This window comes from Pseudomonas sp. G2-4, from assembly GCF_030064125.1.
GTDB lineage: Bacteria > Pseudomonadota > Gammaproteobacteria > Pseudomonadales > Pseudomonadaceae > Aquipseudomonas.
Window position 1 is genome coordinate 607,539 of record NZ_CP125957.1, and the last position, 17,325, is coordinate 624,863.

The following is a 17,325-nucleotide window of genomic DNA, read 5'->3' on the forward strand; positions in this document are numbered from 1 at the left end:
AAGCCATGCCTCATATCCTGATTGTCGAAGACGAAGCCGCCATCGCCGATACGCTGGTGTTTGCCCTGCAAGGGGAGGGGTTCGACACCACGTGGCTGAGCCTTGGCGCCGCCGCCCTCGATCACCAGAAAAACACCCCGGCTGACCTGATCATCCTCGATGTTGGCCTGCCGGATATCAGCGGATTCGAGACTTGTAAAAATCTCAGACGTTTCAGCGACGTTCCGGTCATCTTTCTTACAGCCCGGGATGGCGAGATCGATCGGGTCGTGGGCCTGGAAATCGGTGCCGACGATTACGTGGTCAAGCCCTTCAGCCCCCGCGAGGTGGCGGCCAGGGTCCGGGCGATCCTCAAGCGGGTGGCGCCAAGACCGACGGCGGACTCGAGCACGGCGTTGTTCCAGGTGGACAGCGACCGGGTGCAGATCCACTATCGCGGGAAGCCGCTGAACCTCACGCGCCACGAATTTCGTCTGCTGAACTGTCTGCTGGAGCAACCCGAACGGGTCTTCAGCCGCGAACAATTGCTCGACGCCCTGGGCGTGGCCAGTGATGCCGGCTATGAGCGCAGCATCGACAGCCACATCAAGAGCGTGCGCGCCAAGTTGCGCCTGGTGAGGGCCGAGGCCGAACCGATCCAGACCCACCGGGGCCTGGGCTACAGCTACAGCCCGGGACACAGCTGATGTCGCTGGGGATCCGGATTTTCCTGGTGTATGTGCTGTTTATCGGTTTGGCCGGGTATTTCGTGCTCAACACGGTGATGGAAGAAATCCGCCCCGGCGTGCGCCAGTCCACCGAAGAAACCCTGGTGGACACCGCCAACCTGATGGCCGAGATCCTGCGGGACGATTTCAAGGCCGGCACCCTCAACCAGAACCGTTGGCCGCAGTTGCTCAAGGCCTATGGCGAGCGCCAACCGGCGGCGACGATCTGGGGCTTGCCGAAAAACCAGGTCAGCCATCGCATCTACGTCACGGATGCCAAGGGCATCGTGGTGCTCGATTCCAGTGGCGTGGCGGTGGGCCAGGATTATTCGCGCTGGAACGACGTTTACCTGACCCTGCGGGGTCACTACGGCGCCCGTTCATCCCGCAGCGTTGCGGATGATCCGACGTCTTCGGTGATGCACGTCGGCGCGCCGATTCGCGACCATGGCCGGATCATCGGTGTCGTCACGGTCGCCAAGCCCAATAGCTCGTTGCAGCCTTATATCGACCGCACGGAGCGGCGTCTGCTGGCGTATGGCGCCGGGCTGATTGTCCTTGGCCTGCTGCTGGGGGCTTTGTTGTCATGGTGGCTCAGCGCTGCGCTGCGTCGTTTGACGACCTACGCCCAGGCGGTCAGCCAGGGCCGCCGGGTGGAAGTGCCGCATTATCGCGGCGGCGAGTTCGAGCAATTGGCGGGTGCGGTGGAGCACATGCGCACCCAGCTCGAAGGAAAGGCTTACGTTGAGCGCTACGTGCATACGTTGACTCACGAACTCAAGAGCCCGCTGGCGGCGATTCGCGGTGCCGCCGAGCTGCTGCAAAGTGATATGCCTGCGGCCCAGCACCAGCGCTTTGTCAGCAACATCGACAGTGAAAGCGTGCGCATGCAGCAGCTGATCGAACGGTTGCTCAACCTGGCCCAGGTCGAACAACGACAGGGGTTGGAGGACGTGGTTGCCGTGCCGCTGGCGGCGTTACTGGATGAATTGCTGGAGGCGCGTGGTGGCTGGATCGAGCGTCGCCAGTTAAAGGTCGAGCGACACATCGCCGCTGACCTGACGCTGACGGGCGAGGCATTTCTGTTGCGCCAGGCCCTGGGCAATCTGCTGGAGAATGCCTTGGATTTCACGCCGGTCAATGGACTGCTGCGCATCAGCGCCGAACGAATCGACAGCCTCGTCGAGATCCACTTGTTCAATCAGGCCGAAGCGATTCCCGACTATGCCCTGCCGCGCCTGAGCGAGCGCTTCTACTCCCTGCCACGCCCGGACAGCGGCCGCAAGAGCACCGGCCTGGGGCTCAATTTTGTGGAGGAAGTGGTGCAGTTGCACGGGGGCGAATTCAGGATTGGCAATGTCGAGGGGGGAGTGGAGGTGGTGCTGCGGTTGCCTTGAGAAAAATTTGATTAATTTTGTTATTGGTTAATTTACATAATCATTTTTTAGGTTTAGTTTTCGCTCAGCACTGACGAACAATAACTAGACCTGTCAGCACGCCCTGCCTTACGGCGAAATGACTTTCGGTCCGTTGGTCCTATTCGTGGCTACACAACCGGGAGCATGAGCATGATAAGCATCTGGCAAAAATTGCAGGCCAAGCTGCTGCGCGCCTTCGCCAAGCGAATGAAGGCGAAGTTCACCTATGACGCCGCGCTGTTTCCGTTGCGCACCGTGGCCGAGCAAACCATTGCCACCCCATGGGGGCCAGCGCGGGCGCTGTTCTACTGGCCCCATTCCCAGGCCTCGACGGCGCTGCCGGTGTATTTGAATTTCCACGGGGGTGGCTTTGTCGCCGGGACGCCCGAGCATGACGATAGCTATTGCCGTCGACTGGCCCACAACCTGAACTGCCTGGTGGTCAACCTGGACTATGCGCTGGCGCCAGAGCAGGTCTTTCCCGCCGGGCCACGGCAATGTTTTGCCGTGCTCGAGTGGTTGGCTGCCCAGGCCGAAGTGCTGGGCATCGATCCCCAGCGGATCGCCGTCGGTGGGCATAGCGCCGGCGGTAATCTGGCCGCGGTGGTGGCGGGTCTGGCGCGGGGTCATCGCACACTGAAAGTGGTGCATCAATTGATCGACTATGCGGCGCTGGACCTGGCCCAAGACCCGGCGCTGAAGACTTCCACCATTGCCCGTCCCTTGCTCGGCGTCGGCCTGATGCGCTTCTTCACCCGCTGCTACCTGAGCGATCCGGCACAGGCGCTCGACCCGTTGGCGTCGCCCTTGCTGGCGCCGGTCGATGCGCTGGTGGGGATGCCGGCGGCCACGGTGATCACTGCGCAGCACGATATCTTGCGCGGAGAGGGCGAGGCCTACGCCGAGAAGTTGCGTCAGGCCGGCGTGCCCGTGCGTCAGCGAATGTTTGAAGGGTGCGACCATATGTTCACCCACTTGGGACCAGACGAGTCGGCCGAAGAGGCCTGGCAATTGATGGAGGACTCCCTGCGCGAAGCTTTCCAGGGCGTAGACGAGGCAGAGGCCGGTGTTCGCGCTCAACACGGTGAAGGCAGTCTCCACACAATCTCCACAATCGCTCCATAAGCCCAGCACACAGCCACCCCAGACTCTCCCTCATTCGAACAGGGAGAGCCCCACATGAACCGCAGCCTCGCCATAAAACTGGGCATGATCGCCCTATTGATTCTCTTGCTGATGATCCCGTTGATGATGATCAACGGCCTCATCGACGAGCGCCAGGAGCTGCGCGACGGGGTGTTGCAGGACATTGCCCGCAGCTCCAGCCACAGCCAGCAACTCATCGGCCCGATGATCGTGGTGCCGTTTCGCAAGAACGTGAAGGTCTGGAATACCAATGAGAAGACTGGTGTGCGGTTCCTGGAAACCGTCGAGCAAAGTGGTGAGTTGTATTTCTTACCGGAGGAATTCGAGCTCGACGGCCAGGTCCGTACCGAAACCCGTGCCCGGGGGATCTACGAAGCGCGGTTGTTTCATGCCGACAGCCGGATCGATGGCCGCTTCAAGGTACCTGAGCACTACGGTGTCGCCCCCAAGGACTTTGCCGATTACCGCTTCGACGAACCGTACCTGAGCGTCGGCATCAGCGACATCCGCGGCATCGAGAATGCGCTGACCCTGACGCTCAACCAGCAGACCGTGGACTTCCTGCCTGGCTCACGGCTCGGTTGGCTGGGGCAGGGCGTGCATGTGCCGCTGCCGATGGTCACCGCCCAGGGCAGCCCCGAGCTGACCTTCGGTTTCGACCTGCGCCTGCAAGGCACGGGTGAGCTGCAGATTCTGCCGGTGGGCAAATCGACCAAAGTGCACCTGTCAGCCGACTGGCCGCACCCCAGCTTCATCGGTAACTTCCTGCCCATCAAGCGCGACATCAATGAACAGGGCTTCAGTGCTGACTGGCAGACGTCGTTCTTCTCCACCAACCTCTTGGAAACACTGCAAGCCTGCGAGCCCAGCGAGGGCTGTGAAGCGTTCCGCAGCCGTGCCTTCGGTGTGAGTTTCGTCGACCCGGTGGACCAGTACCTCAAGAGCGATCGGGCGATCAAATATGCGCTGCTGTTCATCGCCCTGACCTTCGCCGGTTTCTTCCTTTTCGAAGTGCTCAAGAGCCTGGCGGTGCACCCGGTCCAGTACGCTCTGGTGGGCGTGGCTCTGGCGTTCTTTTACCTGCTGCTGCTGTCGTTGTCGGAACACATTGGCTTCACCCTGGCGTACCTGGTGTCGGCCAGTGCCTGTGTCGTGCTGATTGGGTTCTATGTTTGCCACGTGCTGCGCAGCGTGGGCCACGGCCTCGGATTCTCGGCGGGACTGGCGGGCTTGTACGGTTTGCTCTACGGCTTGTTGAGTGCAGAGGACTACGCGTTGTTGATGGGCTCGCTGCTGCTGTTCGGCCTGCTGGGGGTGTTTATGGTGCTGACTCGCAAGCTGGACTGGTATGGGGTGGGGACGAAACCGGCCGCTGCAATGGCCTTCGATCTGGGAGAGGTGAAATGAGCCGGTCGTTGGGGCTGCGTGAGGATCAGCGGGTGGGGGCGATGCTGGTGGCGCTGATTGCCAGGTTGTTCCCGATGGACCGCAGTGGCCCTATCGCGAGCAAGCTCGCTCCCACAGGAGACCTCGATTATCCAGGTAACGGAATCAAATGTGGGAGCTCGCCCACAGGAGACTTCGTTTACCCAGGCAACGAAATCAAATGTGGGAGCGAGCTTGCTCGCGATGGGGCCGGTGCAGCCAGTGCAGCATTAAACCTTGGGCACCGTCGCTGCCATTGAAGGCCGCAAAGTGACCTCGGCAAACCACGCCGCCAGTTGCGGATTGGCCTTGCGCCATTCCAGGTCCGGATGGCGCAGGTCCAGGTAACCCAAGGCACAGGCCACGCTGATGGAGGCCACGTCGAAATGGCAGGCCAGTTCAGCAATCGCCTCGGCTTCAAGCATGCCCAGGGCGCGGCGAATCTTGTCCCGCTGCGCCTCGAGCCACTCGGCCCAATGTTTTTCCGCCGGGCGCAGGGCGGTTTCGTAACGGATCATCACCGCCGCATCCATGATCCCGTCGGCCAGGGAGGCCAGGGTCAGGCGCCGCCAGCGGGCCGCACCCTCGCGAGGGATCAGCGGGTTGCCGACGTGCTGGTGGTCGAGGTAATCGAGAATGACTCGGCTGTCGTGGATCACACTGCCGTTGGCCAGGCGCAGGGCCGGGATCTTGCTCAACGGGTTGTCATCAATGAGCGCCCGATCCGGTTTGACCGGCGTGAGTTGGCTGAGCTGCAACGCCACGCGATCCTGCTGACCGGTTTCGTGCAGCAGCACCAGGACCTTGCGAACGAAGGGCGAAGCAGGGTTGTGGAACAGCGTCATGCTGGGGCTGGACATGCAAAGTATCCTCGATTGGCGGCAGGGCTTAGCCTAGACAGTTCCGGTGCGGCTGGCGAGAGGTCGCGTCCGTTGAGCTTATCCGCGCTTGAGCAATCCCCAGGTTCCCAGCGCCGTAGGAACCCCCAGGCCGACCCAGGCCACTGCATCCCACGCCCCATCGCCCAGCAACGCCGAAAACAATCCTGCCGCGCTCAGTACGCCAATCACCACGGGAATACCAAACACCTTCCAGAAACTCGACTGCCGAGGCCTCACGAGGCGACCTCCTTGCCCACTGTTGCACGCTTGGCCGCTTTACGCCGCACCAGCCACAGGTAGACGCCGCTGCCGAGGACGATGATGGTCAGCACGTCGAGGGTGGCCCAGAAGATCTGCATCGGCCGGCCACCGTAGTCGCCGAAGTGCAGCGGCAGGGACAGGCTCATGACGTCCATGTACCACGGCCGTTCGGCCACGGCGGTGACCTCCAGGGTGCTGGCGTCGATCAATACCGGCGTCAGCAAATGGGAGGTGAGGTGGGTGCTGCCTTTCATGAACACGCTGTAGTGGTGTTGGCTGGAAAACAGTGTGCCGGGGAAGGCGATGAAACTGGGTTCCATGCCCGGTGCGACATCCTTGGCGATGTCGAGCAAGCGGGTGGCCGGTGCCAATTGCGTCAGCGGCGGGGCGTTGCGGTAGGGTTCGACCATGGCGCTGAGGCTGTCGTTGCGCCAGGCGGCGATGATCAGGTCGGCGCACGCGGCAATCACGCCGGTGACGCCCACGGTCAGTGCCCAGACCAGCGTCACCACGCCGATCAGGTTGTGCAGGTCGAGCCAGCGCAGGCGCGTGGATTTGTCCTGGCGCACCGTGGCGAATTTCAAGCGCCGCATGAACGGCAGGTACAGGACCACGCCGGAGACGATGGCAATCACGAACAGCAAGCCCATGAACGCGAGCAGCAACTTGCCTGGCAACCCGGCGAACATGTCCACGTGCAGGCGCAGCATGACCATCATGAAGCCGCCATTGGCCGAGGGCATTTCCAGGGCCTCGCCGGTACGTCCGTCGAGCATGAAGGTGTGGGAAGAATTGGGCTCGGTGCCCGGCGTTGGCGCCATGATGGTGATGACGCCGTTGGGCTCGTCATCGTCCCAGCCAAAATACTGGACCACTTCACCCGGACGATGGGCCTTGGCTTTTTCCACCAGCTGTTGCAGGTCGAGCGGCGGCGTGTCGGCCGGCATTTCCCGAAGCTCAGGGGCGTCGCCCAGCAGGTGTTCGATTTCATGATGGAAGATCAACGGCAGCCCGGTGATCGCCAGCATCAGCAGGAACACGGTGCAGATCAGGCTGGTCCAGGTGTGGACGAAGGACCAGCGGCGGATGGTTTTGCTTTTCATGAGCGATCCGAATGCAAGAGGGCCTCGATGCCCGAGCTCCGTCAGTCAAGCCGCGAAACCTGTGGGAGCGAGCTTGCTCGCGAAAGCGGTGTGCCAGACAACATCAATGTTGACTGTTACGCCGTCTTCGCGAGCAAGCTCGCTCCCACAGGGATTTCATTTGACTGACGGGTCCCAGGTGCAGGCGCCCTCAAAAAGGTTTTGCAAATGCTAACCGTTTACCATTTGTAATTCACGCTGGCGACGACGTTGCGCTGGTCGCCGTAGTAGCAATAGAAACCATCGCAAGTGGACAGGTAGTCCTTGTTGAAAATGTTCTTCGCATCCACCGCTACCGTGACGCCCTTGAGGGTCTTGTTCAAGCGACCGAGGTCGTAGTGGGCCGACGCGTCGTACACGGTGTAGGAGCCGACATGGCCCCAATCGGTGTTGGTGGTATTGCCGTAGGTGTCGCCGACATAACGCACGCCGGCGCCGACGCCGAAGCCATCCAGCGGGCCATTGTGCCAGGTGTAGTCCGCCCACGCCGTGGCCTGGTTGCGCGGCACCTGGGCCATGCGCTTGCCTTTTTCCGCCGCGGTGCCCTTGGTGATTTCGCTGTCGTTGTAGGTGTAGGAACCGATCAGCTTCAGGTTGTCGGTCACGTCGCCCGAGGCTTCCAGCTCCAGGCCGCGCACCCGAACTTCGCCCACTTGGCGAGTGATGTTGTTTTCGGAGACGGAGTTGTTCTGCTGCGTCAGGTCGAACACCGCCGCCGTCAGCAGGGTCGTGGTGCCCGGGGGTTGGTATTTGATGCCGGCCTCGTACTGTTCGCCTTCGGTCGGCTTGAACGCGTCAGTGCTGTTGACGGTTGAGCCTGCGGCCGCCTGGAACGACTGGGCGAAGGAAATGTAAGGCGTCACACCGTTGTCGAAGACGTAGCTCAGCGCCGCGTTGCCGCTGAATTTCTTGTCGCGCTGGGTGTTGGTTGCATCGTTCTGGTTGTGGAACACCGTGCCGGTGTGAATCCAATCTTCACGGCCACCGAGGGTCAGGCGCCAGTTGTCCAGGGCGATCTGGTCCTGGATGTAGAGACCCGTCTGATTGGTCTTCTGGTTGTAGTCGTACATGTCGAAGTACTGGACGTTGGAGAAGTCCTGGCCATAGCTCGGGTTGTTGACGTTGCTGGTCGGCACACCGCCAGAGCCCCACTTCCAGCGAGCATTGCTGTTGGAACGTTGGTGGTCCAGGCCCAGCAGCAATGTGTGGCTCAAGGCTCCGGTCTGGAAGTCGGCCTGGAAATTGTTGTCCACGGCAAATTGGCTGATGTCTTCGTCAACGATGCTGGCACTGCGTTTGACGGTGCCATCGGCGCTCACGGATTTGTCTGGACCGTCTGGCCAGAATGAGCCGCCGGCGGAGATGCCCTGGAATTCCAGATCACTCTTGGTATAGCGCAGGTTCTGGCGGAACTGCCAAGTGTCGTTCAGGCGATGTTCGAAGTTGTAGCCCAGCGCGTAATAGGTGCGGTCGTAAAATTCCCAATCCGGGTCGCCCAGGTTCTTGTGATGGGAAATCTTGCCCGCCGGTGAGGACAGCTTGGTGCCTTGCAACGGCAGGAATTGACCGGTGATACCGGTGTCGTCGCGGGTGTACTGGGACAGCAGCGTCAGGCGGGTGTCGTCGTTGATGTTCCAGGTCAGGCTCGGGGCGATGTTGTAGCGCTTGTCCGGGATGTGGTCGACCTGGGAATTGCTGTCGCGCACGGTGCCGCTGACCCGATAGAGGAACTGGCCTTCGTCATCGACCTTGCCGGTGCTGTCGAAGTTGATCTGCTTGTGCTCGTAGCTGCCGGCCTGCAGTTCGACTTCATGGCTGCTCTCGGCTTGCGGGCGACGGCTGACCATGTCCAGCATGCCGCCGGGGGGCGTCTGGCCGTAGACCGAAGAGGCCGGGCCGCGCAGCACGGCGATGCGCTCCAGGTTCCAGGGCTCGATTTTTGGCGTGATGTAGTTGCCCTTGGGCAGAGGCAGGCCATCAAGGAATTGGGTCGGTACGAAGCCGCGCACCAGCAGCCAGTCGTTGCGCGAGTCCGAGCCATAGCCGCTGCTCTGCACGCCGGCGGTGTAGCGCAGGGCGTCATTGAGGTTGAGGACGGAGCGGTCTTCCATCTGCTGGCGCGTGACCACGGAGACTGAGCGTGGCAGCTCGACAATTGGCGTATCGGTCTTAGTGCCGGCGGCAGTGCGAGTGGCGACATAACCTTCGGTCGGACCCCAGGCGGTTTCGCTGACGCCGGCACCGATCACGCTGGTTTCCGGCAGGGCCATGACACCGTCGGGCGCCGCCACCAAGCTGTAGGTGCCGGCGCTGCTTTGTTCCAGTTGCAGGCCGGTGCCGCGCAGGGCCTCACGCAATGCGCCCGTGGCGTCGAATTGGCCCTGGACCGGTGCCGAGGTTTTGCCCGAGGCCAGGGACGGGTTCAGGCTCAGGGCGAGACCGGCCTGGCTGGCGATCTGGTTCAGGGTGCTGGCCAATGGTGCGGCGGGCAAATTGTAGGCGCGCACGCTGGAAGCTTGTTCGGCAGCCAGCAATGGGCCGCTGACCAACGGGGTGGCAAAGGCAATGGCGACGGCCAACAGGCTGGGGCGCAACAGGGTGTCTAGCGGGCGGGACATACGGCGGCTCCTGAATGGAAATATTTCTCAATTGCCTGAGTGCCGGATGAAAATCGAAAAGTGATAGGGCTGGATGAAAATAATTTAGATTCAGTTTTGAGGTCAGTCCTGGGTTTTGTGTTGTGTGGGGTGGCCTCTTCGCGAGCAGGCTCGCTCCCACATTTGATCTTCGGTGAGCGCTGTCCACGCTGTGGGAGCGGGCCTGCCCGCGAAGGCGGCCTGCCTGACACAACCTCCCTCAGGGATTGGCCTCGGTCCTCGGCCCCACCACCACCCACCACCTTGTGTGATGCTCGACCTGCACCGGCAAGGTCGGCAGCAGCGCGGTCAGGGCCAGATCGGTGTCATGCAACGGGAAACTGCCGGTGATGCGCAAATCGGCCACTTGTGGCTCGACGCCCAGGTAGCCGCGACGATAGCGCCCCAACTCATGGACCAGATCTTCAAGACGCGCGTTATCCACCACCAGCATGCCGCGCGTCCAGGCATCGGCGCCGGGGCTCAGGGTCACCGTCGGCCCGAGACCGTCGCGGCGCATCAGCACCTGCTGGCCTTCGCGCAGAATCTGTTCTTCGTCGGCGGCCTGCGGCTGCGCCGCCACCGCGGATTTCAACACGCTCAGGCGCGTGCCTTCGTCTTCGCGCTTGACCAGAAATCGCGTGCCCAGGGCGCGCATGCGGCCTTCGCGGGTTTCGACGATAAACGGGCGCGGGTCGTTGTGGCCGGTTTCCACTAGGATCTCGCCTTCTTGCAGGACGATGCGCCGCTGCTTGTCATCGAAACGCACGTCCAGGGCACTGTGGGTGTTGAGGTTGATCAGCGTGCCATCGGCCAGGCGCAAGGTGCGTTGTTCGCCCGTGGCGGTGCGCTGGTCGGCCAGCCAGTAGTCCAGCGGCAGGTAACGATCCCCGGCAAACAATGCCAGGCCGATGACCGCGACAAGACTGGCCAGGCCGCTGCCCACCTTGCGAACCTGGCGTCGAATGCTGACCCGCGATTGCAGCAACGCAGCTCGCGCCGGCCCGCTGGCAACACTGAAACGCTGGTCGAGCATGCCCAATTGCCGCCAGGCCCGGGCATGCTCCTCATCGGCGGCATGCCACCGGGCGAAGGCTTCATGCTCCTGGGCGTTGCCTGAGTCCAGGGATAACTGCCAGGCGATGGCTGCATCCAGCGCGCTGGCCGAGACCGGTTTGGCATGGGCCGCGCTCATGTCGGCTCACCATAGAGGGCGATGTAGCACTGTCGAATGCCTTGGGCCAGATACTGTCGTACCCGGGGCACCGAAACCCCCAGGCGCGCGGCGATTTCAGCGTGGCTGAGACCGTCGAGGCGGTTATAGAGAAAGGCCGCGCGGGCCTTGCTCGAGAGTTTGCCGAGCAGACGATCAATGGCCTTGAGGTCTTCGAGGATCAGTTGCTGTTCTTCCACCGACGGTTGTTCGCTTTCGGGGATCAGCATCAGTTCGGTGAGGTAAGCCTGCTCCAAGGCTGCCCGCCGGAAGTAATCGAACAGCAGGCCCTTGGCGATCGCCACCAGAAACGCCCGGGGCTCGCGGGGCGCCATCAGTTCGTCACGGCCCAGCAGCCTCACGAAGGTGTCTTGGCTCAAGTCCTCGGCCCGCTGTGGGCAGGCCACATTGCGTCGCAACCAGGCCAATAGCCAACCGCGATGGTCACGGTATAACGCACCAACCAGATCACTGTGGGGGCTAGGGACTGACGACACGGAGCATCACCGACGTTTTAAGTAACGAGAATTGTTCGCGATTGTGGCAGAGGCGGAGGTGGGAAAGCAATTGGCGCCGGTCGGACGGTGTGGGTAAGGAGATTGAGGCCAGGCTCTGTGTGGGAGCGAGCTTGCTCGCGATAGCGGCAGGTCAGCCAACATCAATGTCGACTGGCGGTACGCCATCGCGAGCAAGCTCGCTCCCACAGGGTAATGTGTTCGTCGCCAAGGTGAGTCAAAGCGAAGGCGCCTGTTGCCGGCGCTTCCAGTGACCCAGCCGCTGTTGCAGGTCCAGCGGGCTGTGGATCTGCTGCTGGCGGGCGCGGCTGAACAGGATCAGCGCCAGTTCGGCGGTCGCCAGGGCGTCGGCGCTGGCGTTGTGACGGTCGAAGACTTGCAGCTTGCACCAGTCGATCCAGTCGTCCAGGCCCGCTTTGCGCAAATGGGCCCGGGGGCAGAGCATCGGGGCCAGGTCAGCCACGTCCAGGAACGTATGCTGCAAGCGATAACCCAGGTAATCCTTCAGTGCCCGCCCGAGCATATGGGAATCGAATGGCGCATGGAACGCCAGCAGCGGGCTGTCGCCGACGAATTCCATGAACGCCAGCAGTGCCTCGGCCGGATTGCTGCCGGCGGCAATGGCACTGGGCGCCAGGCCGTGGATCAACACACTGGGCCCCAGCTTCTGCTTGTCGCATTGCAAGGTGCGTTCGAACTGCTGGCTGAAATCGATGGCGCCGTCTTCTATGACCACCGCACCGATGGACAGCACCTGATCCTTGTTCAGGTTCAGGCCGGTGGTTTCCAGATCCAGCACCACCCAACGCTGTTCTCGCAAGCTGCGTTCATCCAGTGGCAAGGGTGCAGGTAGTTGTTCCAAGCGCTGCTGCAGGGCATCTGGCAGCATCGGCTGGGCCGGCCGCAGCCAGGAAAAAATGCTCACAACTGGTATCTCACCGTCAGGCTGCTTTGCAGGCGCTGGGCCTGGCGCAGGGATTCGCGCAGGATGCGTCGGTCCAGGTGATTGAGGCTGTCGGGGTCGACTCGATTGGAGTAGGGCAGGTTCTCGCGGGTTTGCAGTTGATGTTGTTGCATACGGGTCTGCTGGATGAAGTGGTAGGCCTCCTCATAAGCCGCGCCGTCCAGCGGTTCAATCACTTCCTTGACAACCAGCTGCCGCAAGCGCTCCAAGGTGTTGATGGCTTCGATGCCATTGGCCAGCGCCAGCAAACGGGCGCCGTCGACGAAGGGGGTCAGGCCTTGCACTTTCAGGTCGAGGGTCGCCTTTTCGCCATTTTTGCGGCTCAGTACGAAATCCCTGAAACGTCCCACTGGCGGGCGATGGCGCAGCGCGTTCTCGGCCATCATGCGCTGGAACAAACGGTTATCGGCGACTTGTTCGAGGACCTGTCGGCGCAACTGCTCGCAGCCTTGCTCATCACCCCAGACCACCCGCAAGTCGAAATAAATGCTCGACCCCAGCAGGTTTTCCGGCGTCGCTTCGCGGATGAATGCCGCAAAACGCCGGGCCCATTCGGCGCGGGACAGGCACAGCTCGGGGTTGCCGGCCATGATGTTGCCCTTGCACAAGGTGAAGCCGCACAGGGCCAGGCTCTGGTTGATCTGCTGGGCGATGGGCAGTAGCAACCCCCGGATCTGCGCCGCATGGGCGGCGTCCCGGGCTTCGAACAAAATGCCGTTGTCCTGGTCGGTGTGCAGAGTCTGCTCGCGCCGGCCTTCGCTGCCGAAACACAACCAACTGAAAGGCACCCCCGGATCGCCTTTTTCGGCCAGGGTCAGTTCAATCACCCGACTCACGGTATGGTCGTTGAGCAGGGTGATGATGTGGGTGATCTGGGTCGATGACGCACCGTGGGCCAGCATGCGTTCCACCAATTGGCCAATTTCGCCGCGCAGGGCCACCAGGCTCTCGACCTTCGGGGCGCTGCTAATGGTCCGGGCCAGGTGCACCAGGTCGACGCGTTGCAGGGAAAACAGGTCGCGCTCCGACACCACGCCGCACAGGCGCTGTTCCTTGACCAGGCAGACATGGGCGATGTGCCGTTCGGTCATGGCGATGGCCGCGTCGAAGGCGCTGTGGTCTGGCGAAAGGAAAAACGGTGCCTGGGTCATGTGCCCGGCGATGGCCTCGGAAAAGTCCCCGGACCCGTCGGCCACCACGTGCCGAAGGTCGCGCAGGGTGAAGATTCCGACCGGCGCCTTGTGTTCGTCAACCACCACAATGCTGCCGACCTGTTGCTCATGCATCAGTTTTACGGCTTCGCGCAGCGGCGTGTCGGGGCTGCAGCTCACCGGATGACGCATTGCCAGTTCACCCAGTCGCGTATTGAGGGAGTACTGGGTGCCCAGGGTTTGCGCAGATTTTTGCTGGACCTGCTGGTTGACCTGGTCAAGCAGGCTGCTGACCCCGCGCAAAGCGAAGTCGCGAAACGGACCGGACAGGGCGAACAGCTTGATAAAGGCCTGTTTGTTCAATTGCAGGCAGAACGTGTCTTCGCCGGCCAGGTGCTCGGTGCGGGTCGCTCGCTCGCCCAGCAGTGCGGCAAGGGGGAAACATTCGCCAGTGGTGATTTCGAACGTGGTCTCGGTACCACCCTTGGCCGAATGCGGACGCTCACCTACCACCCGACCCTGCTTGACGATGTAAAAGTGTTCCACCGGACCGTCGTCCGGCTTGATGATGGTTTCGCCAGGCGCGTAAAAACGCAGCAGGCATTGTTCCACCAGATAGGCCAGGTGAGCGTTTTCCATCTGGTTGAACGGGGGGAAGCGTTGCAGAAACTGCAACGTGCCCTGGATGTTTTGCAACACCGCGGTTTTCCCTGCCTGGATGAAGGCGTCCGTTCTTTTCATAACCATTACGCAGTCTTTTTTAAATTGTTGTGGTCGGATCTGTTCCCCATGGTCGGCCCCTGAGCACGGAGTGCCCATTGGACGTAAGTCTAGGTCGCCGAAAAAGGAACGGGACTACGGAAAAAGCTGACGTTTGACGTCCGAAAATTCTTCAATGGATGCACTTGGAAAAAAATCCGACGAAGTGCACATTGAAGCGCCGCGGAACGATGTCTGACCACTGTGCCAGGGGATCGATTTAAAGAACGTAGAGAACATCATGTCCGACCACGATATTTTGAGTGACGCCGAGCGCGAGGCGCTGAGTGCCGTCATGCTGGAGCCTGACCTGCCGCCGCAGCGAGTCTTGATCGTCGATGACGACAAGGATGCCCGCGAACTGTTGTCGGAGATTCTGGCGCTGGACGGGATTCACTGCATGACCGCCGCCAGTGGCGAAACGGCACTCAATATGCTGGAAACCAAGCCGTCGATCGGCCTGTTGATCACCGACCTGCGCATGGGCAACGTCGATGGCCTGGAACTGGTCCGTCTGGTGCGCGAGTCGCCGAGAGCGGCGCTGCCGATCATCATCGTCTCCGGCGACGCCGACGTGAAGGACGCCATTGAAGCCATGCACCTGAGCGTGGTGGATTTCCTGCTCAAGCCGATCGATACCGAAAAATTGCTCGGGTTGGTCAAGCATGAGTTGGGGATGGATCTGTAGCCTGTATCCCATTGTGCCGAAGCGCTCTTGTGGCGAGGGAGCTTGCTCCCGCTGGGCTGCGAAGCAGCCCTCTTTTTCCAGCATTCAAAACTTCATGGGCTGACTGACGACTGCTGCGCAGTCGAGCGGGAGCAAGCTCCCTCGCCACAAAAGCGGGGTCGTGTATTGCCAATGAAAAAGCCCTGATCTTTCGATCAGGGCTTTTTCATTGCATCACTACCGCTCAATCACAACCCATTGGCTGCCTTGAACTCGCGACGACGACGGTGCAGCACCGGCTCGGTGTAGCCGTTTGGCTGCTTGGTGCCTTCGATCACCAGCTCGACTGCCGCCTGGAAGGCGATGTTGCTGTCGAAGTCCGGCGCCAGCGGACGGTACAGCGGGTCGCTGGCGTTCTGGCGGTCCACCACCGGGGCCATGCGCTTGAGGCTTTCCATCACCTGGTCTTGCGTGACGATGCCGTGGCGCAGCCAGTTGGCGATGTGCTGGCTGGAAATACGCAGCGTTGCACGGTCTTCCATCAGGCCGATGTCGTTGATGTCCGGCACCTTCGAACAGCCGACGCCTTGGTCGATCCAGCGCACCACGTAGCCAAGGATGCCCTGGGCGTTGTTGTCCAGTTCGTTCTTGATCTGCTCCGGTGTCCAGTTCGGGTCGACAGCCAGCGGGATGGTCAGGATGTCATCCACCGAAGCGCGAGCGCGCTTGGCCAGTTCGGCCTGGCGGGCGAACACGTCGACCTTGTGATAGTGCAGCGCATGCAGGGCGGCAGCCGTCGGTGATGGAACCCAGGCGGTGTTGGCGCCGGCCAGCGGATGAGCGATCTTCTGCTCAAGCATCGCCGCCATCAGGTCCGGCATCGCCCACATGCCCTTGCCGATCTGGGCTCGACCTTGCAGGCCGGTGCTCAGGCCGATGTCGACGTTCCAGTTTTCGTACGCGGCGATCCACTTCTCGGCTTTCATGTCAGCCTTGCGCACCATCGGGCCGGCTTCCATGGAGGTGTGGATTTCATCGCCAGTGCGGTCGAGGAACCCGGTGTTGATGAACACCACGCGCTCGCTGGCGGCCTTGATGCAGGCCTTGAGGTTGACCGTGGTACGGCGCTCCTCGTCCATGATCCCGACCTTGAGGGTATTGCGCGGCAGGTTCAGTACGTCTTCGACGCGACCGAACAGCTCGTTGGTGAACGCGGCTTCTTCCGGGCCGTGCATCTTCGGCTTGACGATGTACACCGAGCCGGTGCGGCTGTTGCGCCGCGTGGTGTGGCCGTTAAGACTGTGGATCGCCGCCAGGCTGGTGATCAGGCCGTCGAGAATGCCTTCCGGCACTTCGTTGCCATGCTGGTCCAGGATGGCGTCGATGGTCATCAGGTGGCCGACGTTGCGCACGAACAGCAGCGAGCGGCCGTGCAGCGTCACGCTCGAACCGTCGACGGCGGTGTAGACGCGGTCAGGGTTCATGGTGCGGGTAAACGTCTGACCACCCTTGGCGACCTCTTCCGACAGGTCACCCTTCATCAGTCCGAGCCAGTTGCGGTAGATCACCACTTTGTCATCGGCATCGACGGCGGCGACCGAGTCTTCGCAGTCCATGATGGTGGTCAACGCGGCTTCCATCAGGATGTCTTTGACGCCCGCGACGTCGGTTTGGCCGACCGGAGTGCTGGCGTCGATCTGGATTTCGAAGTGCAAGCCGTTGTGCTTGAGCAGCACGGCGGCGGGTGCCGAGGCATCGCCCTGGAAACCGATCAGTTGGGCATCGTCACGCAGGCCGCTGTTGCTGCCGCCCTTGAGGGCGATCACCAGTTTGCCGTCGACGATCCTGTAGCCGGTGGAGTCGACATGGGAGCCGGCCGCCAGTGGGGCCGCTTCGTCGAGGAAGGCGCGGGCAAAGGCGATGACCTTGTCGCCGCGGACCTTGTTGTAGCCTTTGCCTTTTTCTGCGCCATCGGCTTCGCTGATGGCGTCGGTGCCGTACAGCGCGTCGTACAGCGAACCCCAGCGGGCGTTCGAGGCGTTGAGGGCGAAGCGGGCATTCATCACCGGCACCACCAGTTGCGGGCCGGCCATGCGGGCAATTTCGTCGTCGACGTTTTGGGTCGTGGCCTGGAAGTCCGCCGCTTCTGGCAGCAGGTATCCAATGTCTTGCAGGAAGGCTTTGTAAGCCACGGCGTCGTGGGCCTGGCCGGCACGGGCCTGGTGCCAGGCATCGATCTGCGCCTGGAAATCGTCGCGTTTGGCGAGTAGGGCTTTGTTCTTCGGTGCCAGGTCGTGGATGACCTTGTCGGCACCGGCCCAGAACGCGTCGGCGGTGAGGCCGGTTCCGGGAATGGCTTCGTTATTCACGAAGTCGAACAGGACTTTGGCGACCTGCAGGCCACCGACTTGAACGTGTTCAGTCATTGCTTGCCTCACTC

Annotated in this window: 14 protein-coding genes; 5 read left to right on the plus strand and 9 right to left on the minus strand. The window is 61.8% G+C overall.

What is annotated here, in order from left to right:
- Positions 1-5: 5 nt before the first annotated feature.
- The 4 genes from creB to creD all read left to right on the plus strand — a co-directional run bounded on the left by creB (position 6) and on the right by creD (position 4,678).
- A complete protein-coding gene (creB, locus tag QNH97_RS02665) occupies positions 6-686 on the plus strand; it encodes a two-component system response regulator CreB (RefSeq protein ID WP_283555480.1) in 681 nt (226 codons plus the stop codon).
- The gene (creC, locus tag QNH97_RS02670) at positions 686-2,104 is read left to right on the plus strand and encodes a two-component system sensor histidine kinase CreC (protein ID WP_283555481.1); all 1,419 of its coding nucleotides are present in this window, start codon (positions 686-688) and stop codon (positions 2,102-2,104) included. The genes creB and creC overlap by 1 nt, the downstream gene beginning before the upstream one ends.
- Before the next feature lie 171 nt (positions 2,105-2,275).
- The gene (locus tag QNH97_RS02675; protein WP_283555482.1) at positions 2,276-3,250 is read left to right on the plus strand and encodes an alpha/beta hydrolase; all 975 of its coding nucleotides are present in this window, start codon (positions 2,276-2,278) and stop codon (positions 3,248-3,250) included.
- Positions 3,251-3,304: 54 nt separating this feature from the next.
- On the plus strand, positions 3,305-4,678 hold the full coding sequence (gene creD, locus QNH97_RS02680) for a cell envelope integrity protein CreD (RefSeq protein ID WP_283555483.1): 1,374 nt from the start codon (positions 3,305-3,307) through the stop codon (positions 4,676-4,678).
- A gap of 248 nt (positions 4,679-4,926) precedes the next feature.
- Here creD and QNH97_RS02685 read toward each other — a convergent pair whose 3' ends face one another.
- The 8 genes from QNH97_RS02685 to QNH97_RS02720 all read right to left on the minus strand — a co-directional run bounded on the left by QNH97_RS02685 (position 4,927) and on the right by QNH97_RS02720 (position 14,206).
- On the minus strand, positions 4,927-5,556 hold the full coding sequence (locus QNH97_RS02685) for a glutathione S-transferase (protein WP_283555484.1): 630 nt from the start codon (positions 5,554-5,556) through the stop codon (positions 4,927-4,929).
- A gap of 78 nt (positions 5,557-5,634) precedes the next feature.
- Complete coding sequence (locus tag QNH97_RS02690) at positions 5,635-5,814, minus strand: hypothetical protein (RefSeq protein WP_283555485.1); 180 nt, start codon at positions 5,812-5,814, stop codon at positions 5,635-5,637.
- The gene (locus tag QNH97_RS02695; RefSeq protein ID WP_283555486.1) at positions 5,811-6,941 is read right to left on the minus strand and encodes a PepSY-associated TM helix domain-containing protein; all 1,131 of its coding nucleotides are present in this window, start codon (positions 6,939-6,941) and stop codon (positions 5,811-5,813) included. Before QNH97_RS02695 ends, QNH97_RS02690 begins: the two co-directional genes overlap by 4 nt.
- Positions 6,942-7,159: 218 nt before the next feature.
- Positions 7,160-9,598 carry a TonB-dependent siderophore receptor gene (locus tag QNH97_RS02700; protein WP_283555487.1) on the minus strand — a complete coding sequence of 813 codons (2,439 nt, stop codon included), beginning with the start codon at positions 9,596-9,598 and terminating at the stop codon, positions 7,160-7,162.
- Between the two features lie 238 nt (positions 9,599-9,836).
- Complete coding sequence (locus QNH97_RS02705) at positions 9,837-10,811, minus strand: FecR domain-containing protein (RefSeq protein WP_283555488.1); 975 nt, start codon at positions 10,809-10,811, stop codon at positions 9,837-9,839.
- The gene (locus QNH97_RS02710) at positions 10,808-11,326 is read right to left on the minus strand and encodes an RNA polymerase sigma factor (protein ID WP_283555489.1); all 519 of its coding nucleotides are present in this window, start codon (positions 11,324-11,326) and stop codon (positions 10,808-10,810) included. The genes QNH97_RS02705 and QNH97_RS02710 overlap by 4 nt, the downstream gene beginning before the upstream one ends.
- Positions 11,327-11,561: 235 nt before the next feature.
- The gene (locus tag QNH97_RS02715; protein WP_283555490.1) at positions 11,562-12,269 is read right to left on the minus strand and encodes a 3'-5' exonuclease; all 708 of its coding nucleotides are present in this window, start codon (positions 12,267-12,269) and stop codon (positions 11,562-11,564) included.
- Complete coding sequence (locus QNH97_RS02720) at positions 12,266-14,206, minus strand: putative nucleotidyltransferase substrate binding domain-containing protein (RefSeq protein WP_283555491.1); 1,941 nt, start codon at positions 14,204-14,206, stop codon at positions 12,266-12,268. Before QNH97_RS02720 ends, QNH97_RS02715 begins: the two co-directional genes overlap by 4 nt.
- A 253-nt stretch (positions 14,207-14,459) precedes the next feature.
- Here QNH97_RS02720 and QNH97_RS02725 point away from each other — a divergent pair, with 253 nt between their 5' ends.
- Positions 14,460-14,906, plus strand: coding sequence for a response regulator (locus tag QNH97_RS02725; protein WP_283555492.1), 447 nt, complete (start codon positions 14,460-14,462; stop codon positions 14,904-14,906).
- Positions 14,907-15,133: 227 nt separating this feature from the next.
- On the opposite strand, the gene QNH97_RS02730 is transcribed toward QNH97_RS02725, so the two are convergent.
- Positions 15,134-17,311, minus strand: a complete 2,178-nt coding sequence (locus tag QNH97_RS02730; RefSeq protein WP_283555493.1) for a malate synthase G — start codon at positions 17,309-17,311, stop codon at positions 15,134-15,136.
- Between the last annotated feature and the right edge of the window lie 14 nt (positions 17,312-17,325).

Coding starts and splice junctions, on each gene's coding strand:
- creB (WP_283555480.1), top strand. CDS start 6: ATGCCTCATATCCTGATTGTCGAAGACGAAGCCGCCATCGCCGATACG.
- creC (WP_283555481.1), top strand. CDS start 686: ATGTCGCTGGGGATCCGGATTTTCCTGGTGTATGTGCTGTTTATCGGT.
- QNH97_RS02675 (WP_283555482.1), top strand. CDS start 2,276: ATGATAAGCATCTGGCAAAAATTGCAGGCCAAGCTGCTGCGCGCCTTC.
- creD (WP_283555483.1), top strand. CDS start 3,305: ATGAACCGCAGCCTCGCCATAAAACTGGGCATGATCGCCCTATTGATT.
- QNH97_RS02685 (WP_283555484.1), bottom strand. CDS start 5,556: ATGTCCAGCCCCAGCATGACGCTGTTCCACAACCCTGCTTCGCCCTTC.
- QNH97_RS02695 (WP_283555486.1), bottom strand. CDS start 6,941: ATGAAAAGCAAAACCATCCGCCGCTGGTCCTTCGTCCACACCTGGACC.
- QNH97_RS02700 (WP_283555487.1), bottom strand. CDS start 9,598: ATGTCCCGCCCGCTAGACACCCTGTTGCGCCCCAGCCTGTTGGCCGTC.
- QNH97_RS02705 (WP_283555488.1), bottom strand. CDS start 10,811: ATGAGCGCGGCCCATGCCAAACCGGTCTCGGCCAGCGCGCTGGATGCA.
- QNH97_RS02720 (WP_283555491.1), bottom strand. CDS start 14,206: ATGGTTATGAAAAGAACGGACGCCTTCATCCAGGCAGGGAAAACCGCG.
- QNH97_RS02725 (WP_283555492.1), top strand. CDS start 14,460: ATGTCCGACCACGATATTTTGAGTGACGCCGAGCGCGAGGCGCTGAGT.
- QNH97_RS02730 (WP_283555493.1), bottom strand. CDS start 17,311: ATGACTGAACACGTTCAAGTCGGTGGCCTGCAGGTCGCCAAAGTCCTG.